This is a genomic window from Bacteroides cellulolyticus, from assembly GCF_025567135.1.
Classification (GTDB): Bacteria; Bacteroidota; Bacteroidia; order Bacteroidales; family Bacteroidaceae; genus Phocaeicola; species Phocaeicola cellulolyticus.
In genome coordinates, this window is sequence record NZ_JAOQJJ010000001.1 from 25966 (window position 1) to 42707 (window position 16742).

At 44.4% G+C, this 16742-nt stretch carries 13 protein-coding genes and 2 pseudogenes; 9 read left to right on the plus strand and 6 right to left on the minus strand.

Annotation, left to right across the window (positions count from 1 at the left end):
* Positions 1 to 10 precede the first annotated feature (10 nt).
* From OCV82_RS00075 to OCV82_RS00100, 6 genes and pseudogenes are all read left to right on the plus strand, one after another.
* Entirely contained in the window at positions 11 to 847 is an 837-nt protein-coding gene (locus OCV82_RS00075) for a DUF4595 domain-containing protein (protein ID WP_154042516.1), read from the plus strand.
* A gap of 84 nt (positions 848 to 931) precedes the next feature.
* Positions 932 to 1291: pseudogene (locus OCV82_RS00080) on the plus strand ((deoxy)nucleoside triphosphate pyrophosphohydrolase); the annotation flags it as partial.
* A 69-nt stretch (positions 1292 to 1360) separates the two neighbouring features.
* The gene (locus tag OCV82_RS00085) at positions 1361 to 2398 is read left to right on the plus strand and encodes an alcohol dehydrogenase (protein ID WP_262542854.1); all 1038 of its coding nucleotides are present in this window, start codon (positions 1361 to 1363) and stop codon (positions 2396 to 2398) included.
* A 44-nt stretch (positions 2399 to 2442) separates the two neighbouring features.
* The gene (locus OCV82_RS00090; protein ID WP_154042518.1) at positions 2443 to 4380 is read left to right on the plus strand and encodes a sialate O-acetylesterase; all 1938 of its coding nucleotides are present in this window, start codon (positions 2443 to 2445) and stop codon (positions 4378 to 4380) included.
* A gap of 14 nt (positions 4381 to 4394) precedes the next feature.
* Complete coding sequence (locus OCV82_RS00095) at positions 4395 to 5963, plus strand: glycoside hydrolase family 43 protein (protein WP_154042519.1); 1569 nt, start codon at positions 4395 to 4397, stop codon at positions 5961 to 5963.
* Between the two features lie 109 nt (positions 5964 to 6072).
* A complete protein-coding gene (locus tag OCV82_RS00100; RefSeq protein ID WP_154042520.1) occupies positions 6073 to 6564 on the plus strand; it encodes a 3'-5' exonuclease in 492 nt (163 codons plus the stop codon).
* Positions 6565 to 6596: 32 nt separating this feature from the next.
* Here OCV82_RS00100 and OCV82_RS00105 read toward each other — a convergent pair whose 3' ends face one another.
* From OCV82_RS00105 to OCV82_RS00120, 4 genes and pseudogenes are all read right to left on the minus strand, one after another.
* The gene (locus tag OCV82_RS00105; protein ID WP_154042521.1) at positions 6597 to 7238 is read right to left on the minus strand and encodes a DUF1847 domain-containing protein; all 642 of its coding nucleotides are present in this window, start codon (positions 7236 to 7238) and stop codon (positions 6597 to 6599) included.
* 9 nt (positions 7239 to 7247) lie between these two features.
* On the minus strand, positions 7248 to 9383 hold the full coding sequence (locus tag OCV82_RS00110; protein ID WP_154042522.1) for a Tex family protein: 2136 nt from the start codon (positions 9381 to 9383) through the stop codon (positions 7248 to 7250).
* A 28-nt stretch (positions 9384 to 9411) separates the two neighbouring features.
* Positions 9412 to 10698, minus strand: a complete 1287-nt coding sequence (locus OCV82_RS00115) for a CobW family GTP-binding protein (RefSeq protein WP_154042523.1) — start codon at positions 10696 to 10698, stop codon at positions 9412 to 9414.
* A pseudogene (locus OCV82_RS00120) lies at positions 10691 to 12354 on the minus strand (AMP-binding protein). Before OCV82_RS00120 ends, OCV82_RS00115 begins: the two are co-directional and overlap by 8 nt.
* Positions 12355 to 12503: 149 nt before the next feature.
* Here OCV82_RS00120 and OCV82_RS00125 point away from each other — a divergent pair.
* From OCV82_RS00125 to OCV82_RS00135, 3 genes are all read left to right on the plus strand, one after another.
* Entirely contained in the window at positions 12504 to 12809 is a 306-nt protein-coding gene (locus tag OCV82_RS00125; protein WP_154042524.1) for a DUF4286 family protein, read from the plus strand.
* Positions 12806 to 13375: a crossover junction endodeoxyribonuclease RuvC gene (ruvC, locus tag OCV82_RS00130; protein ID WP_154042525.1), complete on the plus strand. Its 570-nt coding sequence runs from the start codon at positions 12806 to 12808 to the stop codon at positions 13373 to 13375. Before OCV82_RS00125 ends, ruvC begins: the two co-directional genes overlap by 4 nt.
* 82 nt (positions 13376 to 13457) lie before the next feature.
* Complete coding sequence (locus OCV82_RS00135; RefSeq protein ID WP_154042526.1) at positions 13458 to 14906, plus strand: ATP-binding cassette domain-containing protein; 1449 nt, start codon at positions 13458 to 13460, stop codon at positions 14904 to 14906.
* A 168-nt stretch (positions 14907 to 15074) separates the two neighbouring features.
* Here the strand turns inward: OCV82_RS00135 and OCV82_RS00140 are convergent, their stop codons facing one another.
* On the minus strand, positions 15075 to 16232 hold the full coding sequence (locus OCV82_RS00140) for a dicarboxylate/amino acid:cation symporter (protein ID WP_154042527.1): 1158 nt from the start codon (positions 16230 to 16232) through the stop codon (positions 15075 to 15077).
* A gap of 18 nt (positions 16233 to 16250) precedes the next feature.
* Positions 16251 to 16739, minus strand: coding sequence for a pyridoxamine 5'-phosphate oxidase family protein (locus OCV82_RS00145; RefSeq protein WP_154042528.1), 489 nt, complete (start codon positions 16737 to 16739; stop codon positions 16251 to 16253).
* Between the last annotated feature and the right edge of the window lie 3 nt (positions 16740 to 16742).

The window sequence follows — 16742 nt, forward strand, 5'->3', positions numbered from 1 at the left end:
CAGATGAAGTATGAAGAATATAGTATGGATGTTGTTTGTGGTGCTGGCGTATGGATGTACGGAAGAAACAACAGTAGATAATGGTGAAGATAATCAGAGTAAGATAGTGGGTAGCATTGAACTTAAAGAATTGATTTCTAGCGATTCATATGATGTTACTTCAACCAAAACTTTCATATTTTCTGATGGCCGAATATCATATTATGTCTCAGCCCAGGAGGTTGAGGGAGGAAAGCTGTTCAGCAGTTCGGATACTACATTCGTTTCTGCCTCAGACCAAAGTGTGAGAATAACCGACAGCTATGGCAATATACGAACTTATCAGTTGGATACTTCCGGATTTGCGGTTTCATGCCGTATGGAGGAAGGCGGAGGTACAGAAAGAAACTATGATTTCACATATATTACCGACAGTGAAGGACATAAATATCTGTCGGGAGTTACGGAGAAAACAGATAACGGGGATACTTATTCTTCATTGAGGCTTGACTATTCTGAAGAAGGGAAGGTGAGAGTTGAACAGACAGTTGACGGATCATCAGAGACTTATATAATTGAGTTCAATAAATCGGTTGCCGTAGAGAATGCGCATGGCTTGCCGGATTTATTCCTGTCGGAATTATATCCGCTTTCCATGCACATGGTGGCATTTTATGGAGGGTTTATCGGTGATTCATACAGGTACTTATGCACGGATATGTATCCGGCCAGCAGTCCGGAACTGGAAGAACACACCTCTTACGAGTATTCCTTGGGTGACGATGGTGAATTGAGCGGTTGCCGGATGTTGACTGTCAGTGGCGGAGAAGAATATGTAAGAAACATTAGTGTAAAACTTACAATATAAAATATTTTTAATATATTTGTCCGTGAAAGACATACAGGCATATATTCCTGATGAATGGAATTTATGCAAAACCATTAAACTAATATGAAAACGGACAATATTAAATCAATAGCTGTTGTAGCAGCTGTAATTGTTACAAGCGAAGGTATCCTTGCCACTCAGAGAGGTAGTGGCGATTTCAAGGATAAATGGGAATTCCCCGGAGGAAAGATAGAAGCCGGAGAGACACCAGAACAGGCCTTGATGCGCGAGATACGAGAGGAACTTGATCTGGAGATACGTATCGACTCGTTTTTGGATACGGTTGATTATACATATCCTGATTTTAATATAAAGCTACATGTGTATGTGTGCTCGGTCATATCAGGTATTCTAAACCTGAAAGAACACAAATCTTTGAAGTGGCTTAAATCGGACGGACTTTATTCTGTAGAATGGTTACCTGCAGACAAAGTGATATTGCCGGCATTGGAGAACTATCTTGAAAATGTGACTGTGGATAAGAAGGATGACATGCCGGCATATACTTATCTTCAGGAAGGGCATTTTGCATTGCTTCGTAAGCCTGTTCCTCATATCGTCAATCCCAAAGACGCGATAGTGCGTGTGACTTTGAGCAGTATATGCACTAGCGACCTTCATATAAAGCATGGAAGTGTGCCGCGTGCCGTTCCCGGAATAACCGTAGGCCATGAGATGGTAGGAGTGGTTGAGCAGGTTGGTAGGGAAGTCGCCAATGTGAAACCGGGTGACCGTGTTACCGTGAACGTGGAAACTTATTGCGGTGAGTGTTTCTTCTGCAAAAACGGTTATGTGAATAATTGCGAAGACCAAGATGGAGGATGGGCCCTGGGATGCCGTATAGACGGCGGACAGGCATGCTATGTGCGTGTACCTCATGCGGATATGGGATTGAACCGTATTCCTGATAATGTTACAGACGAACAGGCTCTTTTCGTAGGTGACATTCTGGCTACCGGATATTGGGCTGCGCGAATATCTGAAATAAAGGAAGAAGATACTGTATTGATTATCGGGGCCGGACCTACTGGCGTTTGCACTCTTCTGTGTGTGAAGCTGAAAAATCCGCGTAAAATAATTGTCTGCGAGAAGTCGGAAGAAAGGATAGCCTTTATCAAAAGACACTATCCTGATGTCATGGTGGTGAAACCTGAAAACTGTAAGGATTTTGTGATGCAGGAGTCTGCACATGGAGGTGCTGATGTAGTGCTTGAAGTGGCAGGGGCAGATGATACTTTCCGCCTGGCATGGGAATGTGCGCGACCTAACGCGGTGGTGACAGTGGTTGCCCTTTATGACAAGCCTCAGGTATTGCCTTTGCCTGATATGTATGGAAAGAACCTTACTTTCAAAACCGGAGGAGTTGACGGATGCGACTGTGAGGAAATACTCCGCCTTATCTCCGAAGGCAAGATTGACACTACACCGCTCATCACACACCGTTTTGCGCTTGATGAAATAGAGGAAGCATACCGTGTTTTCGAAAACCGCCTCGACGGTGTGATAAAGGTGGCTGTAAACGAGAATTAACACTATCGTATTTTTAACCTAATAAACAATTTTATGATTTTATTATGAGAAAGACATTTAAATCCATGCTCCTATGTGTGGGTATGGCGCTGTGCGGAGTAATGGCTTATGCACAGGATCCTAATTTTTATATTTATCTGTGTCTGGGACAGTCTAACATGGAAGGTAACGCCAGATACGAGTCTCAGGACACAACTGTCAATCCGCGTTTTCAGGTATTGTCGGCTGTCAATAATGATGAAGTGGGAAGAGTGAAGGGTAAGTGGTATCCTGCTCGTGCTCCATTGTGTCGTAAAGGTACCGGTCTGACTCCTGCTGACTATTTTGGACGTACCATGGTGGAATATCTTCCAGAGAATGTAAGGATTGGTGTGGTACATGTGGCTATTGGCGGTTGCCGTATAGAATTATTCCAGAAAGATAAGCGCGAGGAGTATATAAAGACTGCCCCTGACTGGATGAAGGGAATACTGGGCGAGTATGACAATAATCCTTATGAGCGTCTTGTAGAGATGGCACGACTGGCGCAGAAGGATGGTGTGATAAAAGGTATTCTGCTGCATCAGGGAGAATCCAATACCGGTGATAAAGAATGGCCGATGAAAGTAAAGAATGTTTACGAGAGCCTGTTGTCTGACCTTAATCTGAAGGCTGAGGATGTGCCTTTGATTGCCGGAGAGGTGGTTAATGCCGACCATAAAGGTACCTGTGCAAGCATGAATGAGATAATTGCCACCCTGCCACAGGTTATCAAGAACTCTGCCGTTGTTTCTTCTGCCGGACTCAGCTGTGCAAGCGATCATCTGCATTTCGATGCTGCCGGTTATCGTGTTCTGGGACGACGTTATGCTGAAAAGGTTCTTGGAATGATGGGCATCAGACTGCAGACTGCAGAGGATGTGATAGCTAGCACTGTTCCTGCGTCATCAAATATGCATGGCTGCGATTTCCCGCGTCTGGATAAGGACAATCGTGCTTATTTCCGTATCTATGCTCCGGACGTAAAGAGATTGCAGGCTGATGTGTGTGGAGTGAAATATGATTTGTCGAAAGACGAAAACGGTTGGTGGACTGGTCATACCAATCCTCTTGTGGTAGGTTTCCATTATTATTTCCTGTTGGTTGACGGATTTTCCGTAATTGATCCTATGAGCTGTACCTTCTTCGGCTGCAGCCGTATGGCAAGTGGAATAGAAGTGCCTGAAGGCAGTGAAGGTGATTATTATCGCACGAAGGATGTGCCTCACGGACAGGTTAGGACGTGTACTTATTACTCGGAGTCGCAGAAACGTTTCCGTCGTTGTGTAGTCTATACTCCGGCCGAATATGAGACAAACAGTAAGAAACGTTTTCCGGTATTATATCTTCAGCATGGTATGGGAGAGGATGAGACCGGATGGAGCACTCAGGGATATATGTATAATATTCTCGACAATCAGATTGCCGAAGGCAAATGTGAGCCTATGATTGTGGTGATGGAAAGTGGGGATATCGAAGTCGGTTTCCGTCCGCGTCCGGGAAAGAATGTTGACGAGGAAAGAAATCTGTATGGGGCTTCGTTTGCCACTCTTATGGTTCATGATCTTATACCATATATCGACAAGACATTCCGTACCTATACCGACGGAGATCATCGTGCCATGGCTGGACTGTCATGGGGAGGAAAGCAGACATTCGACATTACGCTGAATAACCTCGACAAGTTCTCCTATATCGGAGGTTTCAGTGGGGCTATTTTCGGAGTTGATGTTAATACGGCCTTCAACGGAGTGTTTACTGATGCCAAGGCCTTCAACAAGAAGGTACATTATCTTTTCCTTGGATGCGGAACAGATGAAAACATGGGGACGGAGTCTTTGGTCAAGTCTTTGCGTGGTCTCGGTATTGAGGTTGACTATTATGTGTCAGAAGGTACCGGACACGAGTGGCTGACATGGCGCAGATGTCTGAACGAGTTTATTCCACATTTGTTTAAAAAATGATATATACTGAAATTATGATAAAGAATTTATTTTTCTCATTGGGATTGCTCTTAATGTCCGGTCCTGCTTTTTCTGAAAGTGCCGGAAGGGCTGTAAATCCACTTATTTATTCTGATGTACCCGATATGTCGATGGTCAGGGTTGGAGACACGTATTACATGAGCAGTACAACCATGCACATGGTTCCCGGTGTACCTATAATGAAATCAAAGGATTTGTCGAACTGGGAACTTGCAGGTTATGCGTACGACACCCTTACTGACAGTCTGGCTACGATGAATCTTGAGGATGGAAAGAATACATACGGACAGGGTTCGTGGGCAAGCTGCATCCGCTACCATAACGGAAAGTATTATGTCTCTACCTTTGCTCAGACTACCAATAAAACATATTTTTTCATTACGGACAATCCAGAAAAGGGCCCGTGGAAACGTATAGAGTTTTCTCCTTCGTATCATGACATGAATTTCTTTTTTGATGAGGACGGTAAAAAATATATGATTTACGGAAATGGAAAGCTTGTCATGGCAGAGCTTAAAGACGATTTGTCGGGAATATTGCCTGAAACCAAACATGTTCTTATAGAGAATGCCAGTGCTCCTGCAGGAGACAATATCATGCTTGGTTCTGAAGGCTCGCAGCTGTTTAAGGTGAATGGTAAATACTATCTGTTTAATATCGTATGGCCAAGAAACGAAATGCGTACGGTAGTGGTTCACCGTGCTGATAAGATTACAGGTCCTTATGAGGGCAGGGTAGTGTTCCAGGACAAGGGAATTGCCCAAGGTGGTATCGTTGATACTCCAGATGGACGGTGGTTTGCTTATCTGTTCCAGGATTGTGGGGCGGTAGGACGTATCCCTTATCTGGTGCCAATGGAGTGGAAAGACGGATGGCCGGTTATTGGAGTAAACGGCAAAGCTCCCGAATATCTGGATTTGCCTGCTTCCAAAGGTCTCGATCCCGGAATTGTATGCTCCGACGATTTCTCAAGAAAGTCAGGTGAGAGGGCATTGCCTCTTACATGGCAGTGGAACCATAATCCTGATAATTCCTTGTGGTCTGTTTCCGACCGTAAAGGTTATCTGCGCCTTACTACAGGAAGTGTAACCAACTCTATCTTACAAGCTAAAAATACATTGACACAACGAACTTTCGGTCCTGTATCGTCGGCTACTACCTGTGTAGATGTTTCTGCAATGAAAGACGGTGATTATGCGGGTCTGTCGCTGTTCCAGAAAAAATACGGTTATGTGGCAGTGAAGAAAGTTGATAACAAGAGATATATTGTCATGGAGGACGCTTCCGGTAATGAACCGGTGGAAGTGGCCTGCATACCGTGTAAATCAGATAAAGTGTATTTTAAGGCAGAATGTGATTTCAGAAACCGCACCGACAAAGGATATTTCTATTATAGTCTTGACGGTAAGAAATGGACTGAAATAGGTAGTGTGGTGAAAATGCAATACACCATGCCGCACTTCATGGGATACCGTTTCGGATTGTTCAATTATGCCACTAAAGAGACAGGCGGTTATGTCGATTTCGACTTTTTCAAGATAGATGACAGTATCTCCAGATAATGTATATCTGATATAAAAGAAAAAAGTTCCCGGATTGTTACATTTTCGGGAACTTTTTTGTTGGGATATGTTATATTAGTAACTTTGCCTGTACGAATATTTATAAGATATGGAAAACTTTGCAGCAATAGATTTTGAAACAGCCAACTATGAGCGTAGTTCTGTTTGTTCTGTCGGCATCGTTATAGTGCGTAATGGTGAGATTGTTGACAGATTTTATTCATTGATACAGCCCGAACCTAATTATTACAATTACCGTTGTTCGTGCGTTCATGGATTGAGCTGTTCTGATACTGACGATGCTCCTGTGTTTAGCGAAGTATGGTCAAAAGTAGAACCTTTGATAGAAGGCTTGCCGTTGGTGGCCCATAACAAGTCTTTCGACGAAGGATGTCTGAAAGCGGCTTTTCGCGTTTACAGGATGGACTATCCGGACTATGAGTTTTATGACACATTGTATGCGGCACGCAAGGCATTCCCTTATTTGGACAATCACAGGCTTGACACTGTCGCTGCCGAATGCGGTTATGACCTGTCACATCATCATCATGCCCTGGCTGACGCGGAGGCGTGTGCGGTGATAGCCATAAATATTCTGTAGGCATCCGGCAGTCCGTCAATCTGAAAGAACCGTCATTTATTGTCCTTAAAGAATTTCTTGTGATAATATGAGTTGGCTGTATAAAGTGCTGCTACAGGATTGTTGCCTGTCACACGGTCTTTAGTCACAAGAGTAGTGACATACGCATCCGAATATTTATAGAACAGGCTGTCATGTCCCACGCACAAACCAATCACCACATTCAGGTCGGTCTGTGCCTTGTTAAGCAGGCGTGCCTGCATTATCGGGTTACACATGGCAGGGCCTATCTTCTCACATTCTGCCGGTATTCCCATTGATGTTTTTGCCTGTCCTGCCACTTTGCATATCACCGAGTAAACTTCAAATCCGTTTGCTCTCAGTATCTTTGCGAATATGCGTGCCTCATTTATCAGACCGATGCAGTTGGCTATACCGATACGTTTGGCATTTATCTTTCTGGCGAATTCCATTATCTCCTGTACTCGTGTCCACTGGCAGTATCCTTCGTATTCCACTTCGGCACTGGCAATCATTATTTGCCGGTTGTTGCCTTCGTCATATCTTTCCAAAGCCCATTCCTTATCTTCTTCAGTCAAGGCTGTAGTTAGGCAGAAGTCAGGATATGTGCGGTCTTTGAACTTGCAGTTCTGTGTACCGCAGTCCACACATGAGTGTATTGTTTCTTTTTCCATAATATAAAATTATTTCATTCCTTTCATCGTAAGCTGTACACGCTTCCTTTCATGGTCTATTCCGAGGACTCTGACACGTACATGCTGATGTATGCTGACCACACTAGTAGGATCGCTCACGAACTTGTCAGCAAGCTGGGAGATGTGCACAAGACCGTTCTCCTTTATACCTATATCGACAAAACAACCGAAGTTGGTAATGTTTGTCACTATTCCCGGCAGTTCCATGCCTTCACGGAGATCGTCGAGTGTTTTTACGTCCTTGTCGAACTCGAATACCTGAATCTGCTGACGAGGGTCTCTTCCCGGTTTGTCGAGTTCCTTCATTATGTCGTTCAGGGTAGGGAGGCCTACAGTGTCTGTGACATATTTCTTTATATCTATTTTGGCTCTCAGTTCCTTGTCCTTGATAAGGTCGGCTACAGTACATTTCATGTCCTTTGCCATCTTTTCCACTATGGCGTAGCTTTCAGGATGAACGGCTGAGTTGTCGAGAGGATTGTCTGCTCCAGGTATTCTGAGGAAACCGGCACACTGTTCGAATGCCTTAGCTCCCATGCGGGGAACTTTCAAGAGTTCTTTGCGTGATGCGAAAGGTCCGTTTTCAGTTCTGTAGTCCACAATGTTCTGAGCTAGTGAAGGCCCTAGGCCTGATACGTATGTCAGAAGATGCTTGCTGGCAGTATTGAGGTTCACTCCGACAAGGTTTACACAACTTTCCACTGTGCGGTCAAGAGACTCTTTCAGCTTGGTCTGGTCAACATCATGCTGGTATTGTCCCACACCGATGGATTTTGCATCAATCTTTACCAGTTCTGCCAGAGGGTCCATCAGACGGCGGCCTATGGAGACTGCTCCACGCACAGTTACATCATAGTCCGGGAATTCCTCACGTGCTGTTTTCGAAGCTGAATAGATTGAAGCACCGTCCTCGCTTACCACGAACACCTGCACCTCACGGTCGTATCTTTGTGAAGTTACGAAACGCTCTGTCTCACGGCTTGCTGTTCCGTTTCCTATGGCGATTGCCTCTATCTTGTATTGTTCAACGAGTTTTACAATCTTTCTTGCAGCCAATGCCTCTTCCGATTTAGGCGGATGAGGATATATGGCTTCGTTGTGAAGCAATGTTCCCTGAGCGTCCAGACATACCACCTTACAGCCTGTTCTGAATCCAGGGTCGATACCCATCACACGTTTCTGTCCCAATGGGGGAGCAAGAAGCAGCTGTCTCAGGTTCTCGGCAAATACACGGATTGCCTCCTCGTCGGCTTTCTCTTTGCTGAGAGCTGAGAACTCTGTTTCGATGGCCGGTTTAAGCAGGCGTTTGTAAGCATCCTTTACCGCTTCCGCCACTTGCGAAGAGCATTCACCGTTACCTCTTACGAACTGACGTTCAAGTCTGTCTGTACATTCTTCATCTTCTTCAGGTGATATTGTCACTTTCAGAATACCTTCGGCTTCACCACGGCGGATTGCAAGCAGACGGTGTGATGTACAGCGCTTCAAAGGTTCGCTGAAATCGAAATAATCGCGATACTTTGCAGCATCCTCTTCCTTTTCTTTGCCTTTCACCACTTTGGCTGTTATTATGGCCTGACGTGTAAATATATTTCTTACCTGATTTCTGGCTCTTTCATCTTCATTCACCTGTTCGGCAATGATGTCGCGTGCACCTTTCAGCGCGTCTTCCTCGTCCTTTACTTCACCCTTTACGAACTGGGCTGCCTTTGCCATAAGGTTGTTTTCGCGCTGCATCATCAGGATGATTGCCAGTGGCTCAAGTCCTTTCTGACGAGCGGCTTCGGCCCTCGTTTTTCTTTTAGGCTTGAAAGGAAGATATATGTCCTCCAGTTCTGTAGAGTCCCAGCAGTTGTCTATTCTGCTCCTCAGCTCGGCAGTCATTTTGCCCTGCTCCTCTATAGTGGAAATGATGGTTTCCTTGCGTTTTGCAAGTTCGCACAGTTTCTCGTATCTGTCGTTTATTTCGCTTATCTGCACCTCGTCCATACCTCCTGTAGCCTCTTTTCTGTATCGGCTGATGAACGGTATGGTTGCTCCGCCCTGAAGAAGTTTCAGAGTGTTTTCCACTCTGTGTTCCTGCAGCTTCATGGCGGCAGCTATCATCTTGCTGAATTGTTCCATGTGATTGTGTGTTGATATTAGTTTAAGTTTATTCTTTTACCAGACATGCGTCAAGCTCTTTGATAAGCTGTTCCTTGTCCATATTTTTTCCTATGAATACTATTTTCTGCATTCTGTCGCCGTACTTATCGTCCCAGTCTCTCATCAGTCCCGGTTCCTGTTCCAGCAGTCTTTTGATGTCTGCTTCCGGTAGGGTAGCATACCACAGTCCGGCTTCGGAAATCTGTTTCTGCTTGCCAGCCTGTTCGAACAGATACGACATTTCAGGTTGGTCGCTGAAGTAGCATACGCCTTTGGCTCGTATTACGCTTTTCGGCCATCTTGACGAAATGAAGTAGTCGAAACGGTTCATGTCGAATGCTGCACGTCTGAAGTAGAGTAGTGTGCTTATGCCGTATTCTTCTGTTTCGCCACCTTCGTGGTGATGATGGTGTCCGCACGAACATTCTCCTTCGTGGTGGTGATGTCCGCATGAACATTCTTCCCCGTTTTCGTGATGATGATGCTCGTCATGATTGCAGTGGCATTCTTCATCATGATGGTGATGATGGCAATGGCTGTCTGTATCTTCTTCAGTTACATGCTTGCCCAGTTCTTGTACCCATCCTGCTGATGCTGCTACGTGTTCGTATCTGAACATCGAAGTTGATATAATCCTGTCAAGGTCAATATCTGTATAGTCGCATTCTATAATCTCTGCAGCAGGCTGAAGTGTCTTTACTATACGGTGTATGGTCTCAAGTTCTTCTGGGGTTACTTCTGAAGCTTTATTCAGTAAAACTATATTACAGAATTCAATTTGGTGTATAAGCAGATTTTCAATATCGTCTTCAGAAAGATTTTTATCTGTAAGGCTTTCGGCACAGCAGAATTCATCCTTCATACGAAGTGCGTCAACCACTGTTACCACAGAGTCAAGGCGTGTGATACCATACTTGGTGTATGCGCCTCCCAGTTGAGGTATCGAGCAGATAGTGTTTGCTATGGATTCGGGCTCACATATTCCGCTTGCCTCTATAACAATATAGTCGAATTTCTCTGTTTTGAGGATTCCTAAAATCTGTTCTATAAGGTCGGTTCTCAGTGTGCAGCATATACATCCGTTCTGCAGAGCCACAAGGCTGTCGTCGTTCATACCGACAACTCCCTGACGCTGTATCAGCTCAGCATCAATGTTCACTTCGCCGATGTCGTTTACAATGACAGCAAATCTGATGCCCTTTTTGTTGGAAAGAATTCTGTTGACGAGAGTGGTTTTCCCACTTCCCAGATAACCTGTAAGCAACAGTACAGGTATTTCTTTAATTTTATCCATCTATATTCTGATATAAGAATCTCTTGATGCTCTTCTTGGCAGTCTTTTCAAATTCTTCAGGATATAGTTTGACTTTTGAAATCTGCGAGAATGCAGGAAGAGTTTTGTTAAGTTCTATTCTGTTTTGCTCTATGGCTTCTTCCAGTTGTGATAATGACAGTCCGTGTGCAAAAGCGTCATCGCTGTCAGGATATACCAGAGCGACAAGTTTCTCGCCTTTCAGTATGATAAGCGATTCGTTGACGTACGGCATATTGTTCAGCTTGGCCTCAATTTCTTCAGGATAGATGTTTTGTCCTGTAGAAGTGAGCAGCATGTTCTTGCATCTTCCTTTTATGAAGATGTTGCCTTCCGCATCTTTTATAGCCATGTCGCCTGTGTGCAGCCATCCTTCATTGTCTATGGCCTGTGATGTAGCTTCCTCATTCTTGTAATATCCCAACATCACGTTTGCGCCACGGCAGACAAGTTCGCCCGGTACTGTTTCCGGATTATCGGAAAGAACTTTGGTTTCCATATTTGCTACAGTCTTTCCGCATGACTGGTATTTTATTTCGTCCCAACGGCTGTGGCATATCAAAGGCGCACATTCCGTCATACCGTATGCAATGGTGTAAGGGAAGTTTATCTTTCTTAGGAAGGCCTCTACTTCGGCATTGAACGGAGCACCGCCTATGACTATCTCGATGAAATTGCCTCCGAATGCCTGCATTGCGTGATGACGTATCTGTTCTTTAATCTTGTCGCTGATGATAGGCAGGTTAAGAAGCAGTTTTCCCAGTTTGTTGTCAACGTGCGGCAATATGTTCTTCTTTATAATCTTTTCTACTAAAGCGGAACGCATGCGATAACTCTAGGCCTTATTTCTGAAAAAGACTCTGCTATAATCTTAGGACTTGGCATACGTGTCAGGAACCAAAGATGTGCTCCTACTGTGATGCCGTAAAGAAAATCGAACACAAGGCCGAATATATGTCCCAATGGCAACATTGAAACGATGTTGTCACCGGCCATAAGTCCTACTTTCTCGTGTATGTGGATAATGTTCGATTGAATAGCCCTGTACGGGAGCATTACACCTTTAGAATATCCCGTAGTGCCGGAAGTATAATTGATTACTGCCAGCTCTTCCGGTTCCTCTTTTCTGTAGGAAACTTGTTCGGCTCTGAAACGGCACGGATATTTCTTTCCGAATTCCTCATTAAGATGCTCTCTGGCGTATGTCAGCTGTTCTGAACGTGAAACCACCAGATCGAAATTCTTCAATTCTATGATACCTTCAAGCAGAGGCATACACGCTTCGTTCAGGTTCTCCCATATCTGGTCGCCGGCAAACAGCATTCTCGCTCCAGAGTGGTTTACTATGTGGTGTATGTTGTCAGGCTTGAATTCGTGAAGGATTGGCACTGCCACACCGCCGTATGTGATTATTGCCAGAAACATTGCAGTCCAGTTTGCACTGTTACGTCCGCACAATGCTATCTTGTCTCCCGGTTTTATTCCTGCATGTTGGAGCAGAATATGCATTTTCTCAATCTTTCTTGCTACATCCTTATATTGGAGTGTTATTCCCTTATAGTCAGTTAGCGCATTTCTGTCCCAGTTTTGTTTTATGCTTTTTTCTATTAATTCTATAAAGCTGTTGTTTAATTCCATGTCAAACAAAATATGTACACATTTCGTGATAATGTGTGCAAAAATAGTAAAAGTTAATTTAACGTAGGCATGGTATGTTTATTTATTTTTAATTATTCCTGCCATTTCTGTATAAATCCTTATATTTGCAGTGTTAAAGATTTACATTTATGCTTATTTACAATACTACATTTCATGTTGAGATGAATGATGCCAGAAATTTCGTAATCTGGTTGAACGAGTGTTATATCCCTGAAGCAGAGAAGACCGGGGAGTTGAAAAATCCGCGTATCTTGCGTATCCTGAACCATAAGGAACAGGACAGCGAGTGTTTCTCACTCCAGTGGGAGGTAGAAGACAGTGCAGCTCTTCACAGCTGGCATACCAAGTGTGGTGCCCGTATGAACGAGGAGATGGCAAAGATTTTCAAGGATAAGGTTATAGGTTTCCCTACTTTGATGGAGGTTATAAAGTGATTTGTCCCGTTAAGGAAAAGATAATATTAGGTATCGACCCCGGAACCAACATTATGGGTTATGGCGTAATAAAGGTTGTGGGTACCAAAGCTGAGGTTGTCACTCTTGGGGTGATAGATATGCGTAAGTTCACCGATCCGTATCTGAAACTGAAGCATATCTACGAACGTGTACAGGGAGTGATAAGTTCATACCTGCCGGACGAACTTGCCATTGAGGCTCCTTTCTTCGGAAAGAATGTACAGTCCATGCTTAAACTGGGTAGGGCTCAGGGGGTGGCTATTGTGGCGGCATTGTGCAGGGATATACCTGTAACGGAATATGCTCCGCTAAAAATTAAGATGGCCATTACCGGTAACGGTCAGGCAAGCAAGGAACAGGTGGCAGACATGCTGCGACGCATGCTTAAAATCAGGAAAGAGGACATCGGACCTTTTATGGATGCCACAGACGCCTTGGGAGCGGCATATTGCCATTACCTGCAGATGGGACGACCTGAAACCCATAAGGCTTATTCGGGATGGAAAGATTTTATAGCGAAGAATCCTGATAAGGTGGTGAAGTAGTTCTTGATTAATAATTAAAAATTAATAGTTAAGAATTGCTGCTAAGAACTAAAAGCTAACAACCAACAACTAAAGAAAAACAATGCAACAACGAGTTATTTCAGTATCAAATGGCGTTACCCGTCATCCTCTGTACAGAATGGGTAAGCCTGTGGACTTCTGCCTGAATGCAGGCGAGCAATTGGCAGTGGTAGGTCCTAACGGTGGAGGTAAAAGTATTCTTATAGATATCATTACAGGAAAATATCCTCTGTTGATGAATGAGGTGGCATACGATTTTTCACCTTCAAGTTCAAATCTTGTTTCGGACAATCTCAGATACATAACATTCCGCGATTCGTATGGTGATGCCGACGGTAGCTATTACTATCAGCAGAGATGGAACTCGCAGGATATGGAGAATATTCCTGTAGTGGGCGATCTTCTTCCACAGTGCAAGGATGAAAAGCTGAAAGAAAGTCTTTACACTCTGTTCAGAATAGAAGAAATGCTGCAGAAGCCTATCATACTTCTTTCAAGCGGAGAGTTGAGAAAGTTCCAACTGACCAAGACACTGCTTTCTGGCCCAAGAGTTCTCATTATGGATAATCCTTTCATCGGACTTGATGCCCGTACACGTGATTTGCTTAAGTCGCTTCTTGCAGAGCTTATAAAGGTTATAGGTCTTCAGGTTATCCTTGTACTTTCCAAATCGGACGATATTCCTGACTTCATCACTCATGTGATAACTGTTGAGAATATGATATGTGGCGAGAAACTTCCACGTTCCGAATACAGTGGTGTCTGTGTCCCGGAAAAGATGCTTTCCGACGAAAAGGTTCAGGCTATACTTGATATGCCTTATAAGGATAATCTGTATAAGGCAGCCAATGTAGTCAAACTGAATAAGGTAAGTATCCGCTATGGAGAAAGAACTATTCTCCGTGAACTTGACTGGACAGTGAAGTGTGGAGAGAAATGGGCCTTGAGCGGTGAGAACGGTGCCGGAAAGTCAACACTTCTGAGTCTGGTTTGTGCCGACAATCCACAGAGCTATGCATGCGACATCACTCTGTTCGACCGTAAGCGAGGCAGTGGCGAGAGTATATGGGAAATCAAGAAGCATATCGGTTACGTCAGTCCTGAGATGCACAGAGCCTATCTGAAGAATATTCCTGCCATAGATATTGTGGCAAGCGGACTTCACGATTCTATAGGACTTTACAAGCGTCCTAAGGAAGAGGACAGGGAAGTGTGTCTGTTCTGGATGGATATCTTCGGAGTGAAGCAGTTGACAGACAGGAGTTTCCTTCAGTTGTCGAGTGGCGAGCAGCGACTTGTACTTTTAGCACGAGCTTTTGTGAAAGACCCAGAGCTTCTTATACTCGATGAGCCGCTTCACGGACTTGACCTGTATAACCGCCGTCTGGTGAAGGATGTGATAGAAACATTCTGCCACCGAAACGACAAGACCATGATTATGGTTACCCATTACAAAGAAGAACTTCCTGCCTGCATTACAGATTCATTGTATCTTATTAGAAACAGGTAAGTCTCGAGTATAAAAGATTGTGAAACAGTTCATATTTATTTAAATTACAGCAAAAAGATAGCGGAACACGTTCGTGTCACGCGTGCAACACGTACGTGTTCCGCGCGTTACACCTTCGTGTTCCGCGCGTTACACGAACGTGTAACGGTAACTTTGTAAGGTCATTTCTTATTTTTTGAACCATCTGTCTATAATAACAGCCAGCGCACCGTCGCCAGTAACATTGCATGCGGTGCCGAAGCTGTCCATGGCGATATAAAGTGCTATCATCAGTGCTTGGGCGTTATCATCGAATCCAAGCATTGATGACAGTATTCCCAATGATGCCATAATAGCTCCGCCGGGCACTCCCGGGGCGGCTACCATGGTTATTCCCAGCATAAAGATAAATCCCGACATCATCCTGAAATCGTATGGTATGTCTTGCATCATCATCAGTGCAAGGGCACATGCCACAATCTTCATTGTACTTCCAGAGAGGTGTATTGTGGCACACAGAGGTATCACGAATCCTGCGGTATCTTCGTTCACTCCGTTCTTTACTGTCTGTTTCAGCGTTACCGGTATGGTGGCGGCAGATGACTGCGTACCCAGTGCAGTGAAATAGGCCGGCATCATGTTCGCAAGCATCCTGAAAGGGTTTTTGCCTGCTATCAGTCCTGCTATCACATACTGGAAAACCAACAGAAGTATATGAAGGATGAAGATTATTCCGATAATCTTGATGAACACACTCAACACGTGGAACACCTGTCCCGAGTGTGTCATATTGAAGAATATGCCGAAGATGTATATCGGCAACAGCGGAAGGATAACCTTCTGGATGGTCTTTACGATAATATCCTTGAAATCGACGAAAGCATTTTTCAGATAGCTCGTATTGAGGTTAGCCATTCCCAGTCCAAGAGTGAAAGCCATGACGAGCGCCGTCATCACATTCAGCGGTTCGGGAATGTCGATGGTGAAGAACGGTACCACCCCGTTTGCCTCACTGATTTCCGAGAGCGGAATATCCCTTGTTATCAGCATCGGGAAGAATGTCTCGCCCACAGCGTATGAAGTAAACCCGGAGAAAAGTGTAGCCCCGTAAGCCAGCAGTGCAGTTACGGCAAGCATCTTTCCTGCGCCCTTGCCGATATCCGCAATGGCGGGAGCCACAAGTCCCACTATTATGAGAGGAATGATGAATGCCAGAAATTCGCTGAACAGTCCGTTGAATGTAACGAATATTCTTACAGGCAGGGCAGGTGATATGATTCCCGCTCCGATACCTAACACTATGGCTATTATAATCTGAGTCAGTAGTCCGGGTCTTTTCAGTTTCATGTTGTTGTGGTTTTAAGTTTAGAACATAGCTTTGCTTTTTCCGCTTATGCTTTCTATATCCAGTCTGATAATCTCTGTGCGGTGGAAAGATTTGTTGGCATATTCCATACCCATAATCTTATGGTCAGGACAATATTTGCTTATAAACAGCGAAAGTGCCGACATACGCTCAGCTTCGTGCAGACTGTGATGTGCGGTACATTTCATCACTACACTCTCATAGCCGGTGGTAAACTTGTCAGGGTGAATTTTAGTCTTTCCAACCACGCAGAATGACACGTTAGGGTTTGCATCAATGCATTTCAGCTTTCTGCCTACCGGGGCACAGTGGATGTATATCGAGTTTCCCCTGTCCCAAACGTAGCTCAACGGTATTCCGTAAGCACCGTCTGCGTCTTCGCTCACCATTGACAAAATGCCATATTCACCTTCTTTTATTATCTCCATTGCACGCTTTTCGTCAAGTAATCTGTCCTGACGGCGGACTTCTTTATTGCTAAATTCCATAGT

Bases quoted from the DNA above. Each gene is read 5' to 3' on its own strand.
- OCV82_RS00075 (WP_154042516.1), top strand. From the start codon at position 11: ATGAAGAATATAGTATGGATGTTGTTTGTGGTGCTGGCGTATGGATGT.
- OCV82_RS00085 (WP_262542854.1), top strand. From the start codon at position 1,361: ATGCCGGCATATACTTATCTTCAGGAAGGGCATTTTGCATTGCTTCGT.
- OCV82_RS00090 (WP_154042518.1), top strand. From the start codon at position 2,443: ATGAGAAAGACATTTAAATCCATGCTCCTATGTGTGGGTATGGCGCTG.
- OCV82_RS00095 (WP_154042519.1), top strand. From the start codon at position 4,395: ATGATAAAGAATTTATTTTTCTCATTGGGATTGCTCTTAATGTCCGGT.
- OCV82_RS00100 (WP_154042520.1), top strand. From the start codon at position 6,073: ATGGAAAACTTTGCAGCAATAGATTTTGAAACAGCCAACTATGAGCGT.
- OCV82_RS00105 (WP_154042521.1), bottom strand. From the start codon at position 7,238: ATGGAAAAAGAAACAATACACTCATGTGTGGACTGCGGTACACAGAAC.
- OCV82_RS00110 (WP_154042522.1), bottom strand. From the start codon at position 9,383: ATGGAACAATTCAGCAAGATGATAGCTGCCGCCATGAAGCTGCAGGAA.
- OCV82_RS00115 (WP_154042523.1), bottom strand. From the start codon at position 10,698: ATGGATAAAATTAAAGAAATACCTGTACTGTTGCTTACAGGTTATCTG.
- OCV82_RS00125 (WP_154042524.1), top strand. From the start codon at position 12,504: ATGCTTATTTACAATACTACATTTCATGTTGAGATGAATGATGCCAGA.
- OCV82_RS00135 (WP_154042526.1), top strand. From the start codon at position 13,458: ATGCAACAACGAGTTATTTCAGTATCAAATGGCGTTACCCGTCATCCT.
- OCV82_RS00140 (WP_154042527.1), bottom strand. From the start codon at position 16,232: ATGAAACTGAAAAGACCCGGACTACTGACTCAGATTATAATAGCCATA.
- OCV82_RS00145 (WP_154042528.1), bottom strand. From the start codon at position 16,739: ATGGAATTTAGCAATAAAGAAGTCCGCCGTCAGGACAGATTACTTGAC.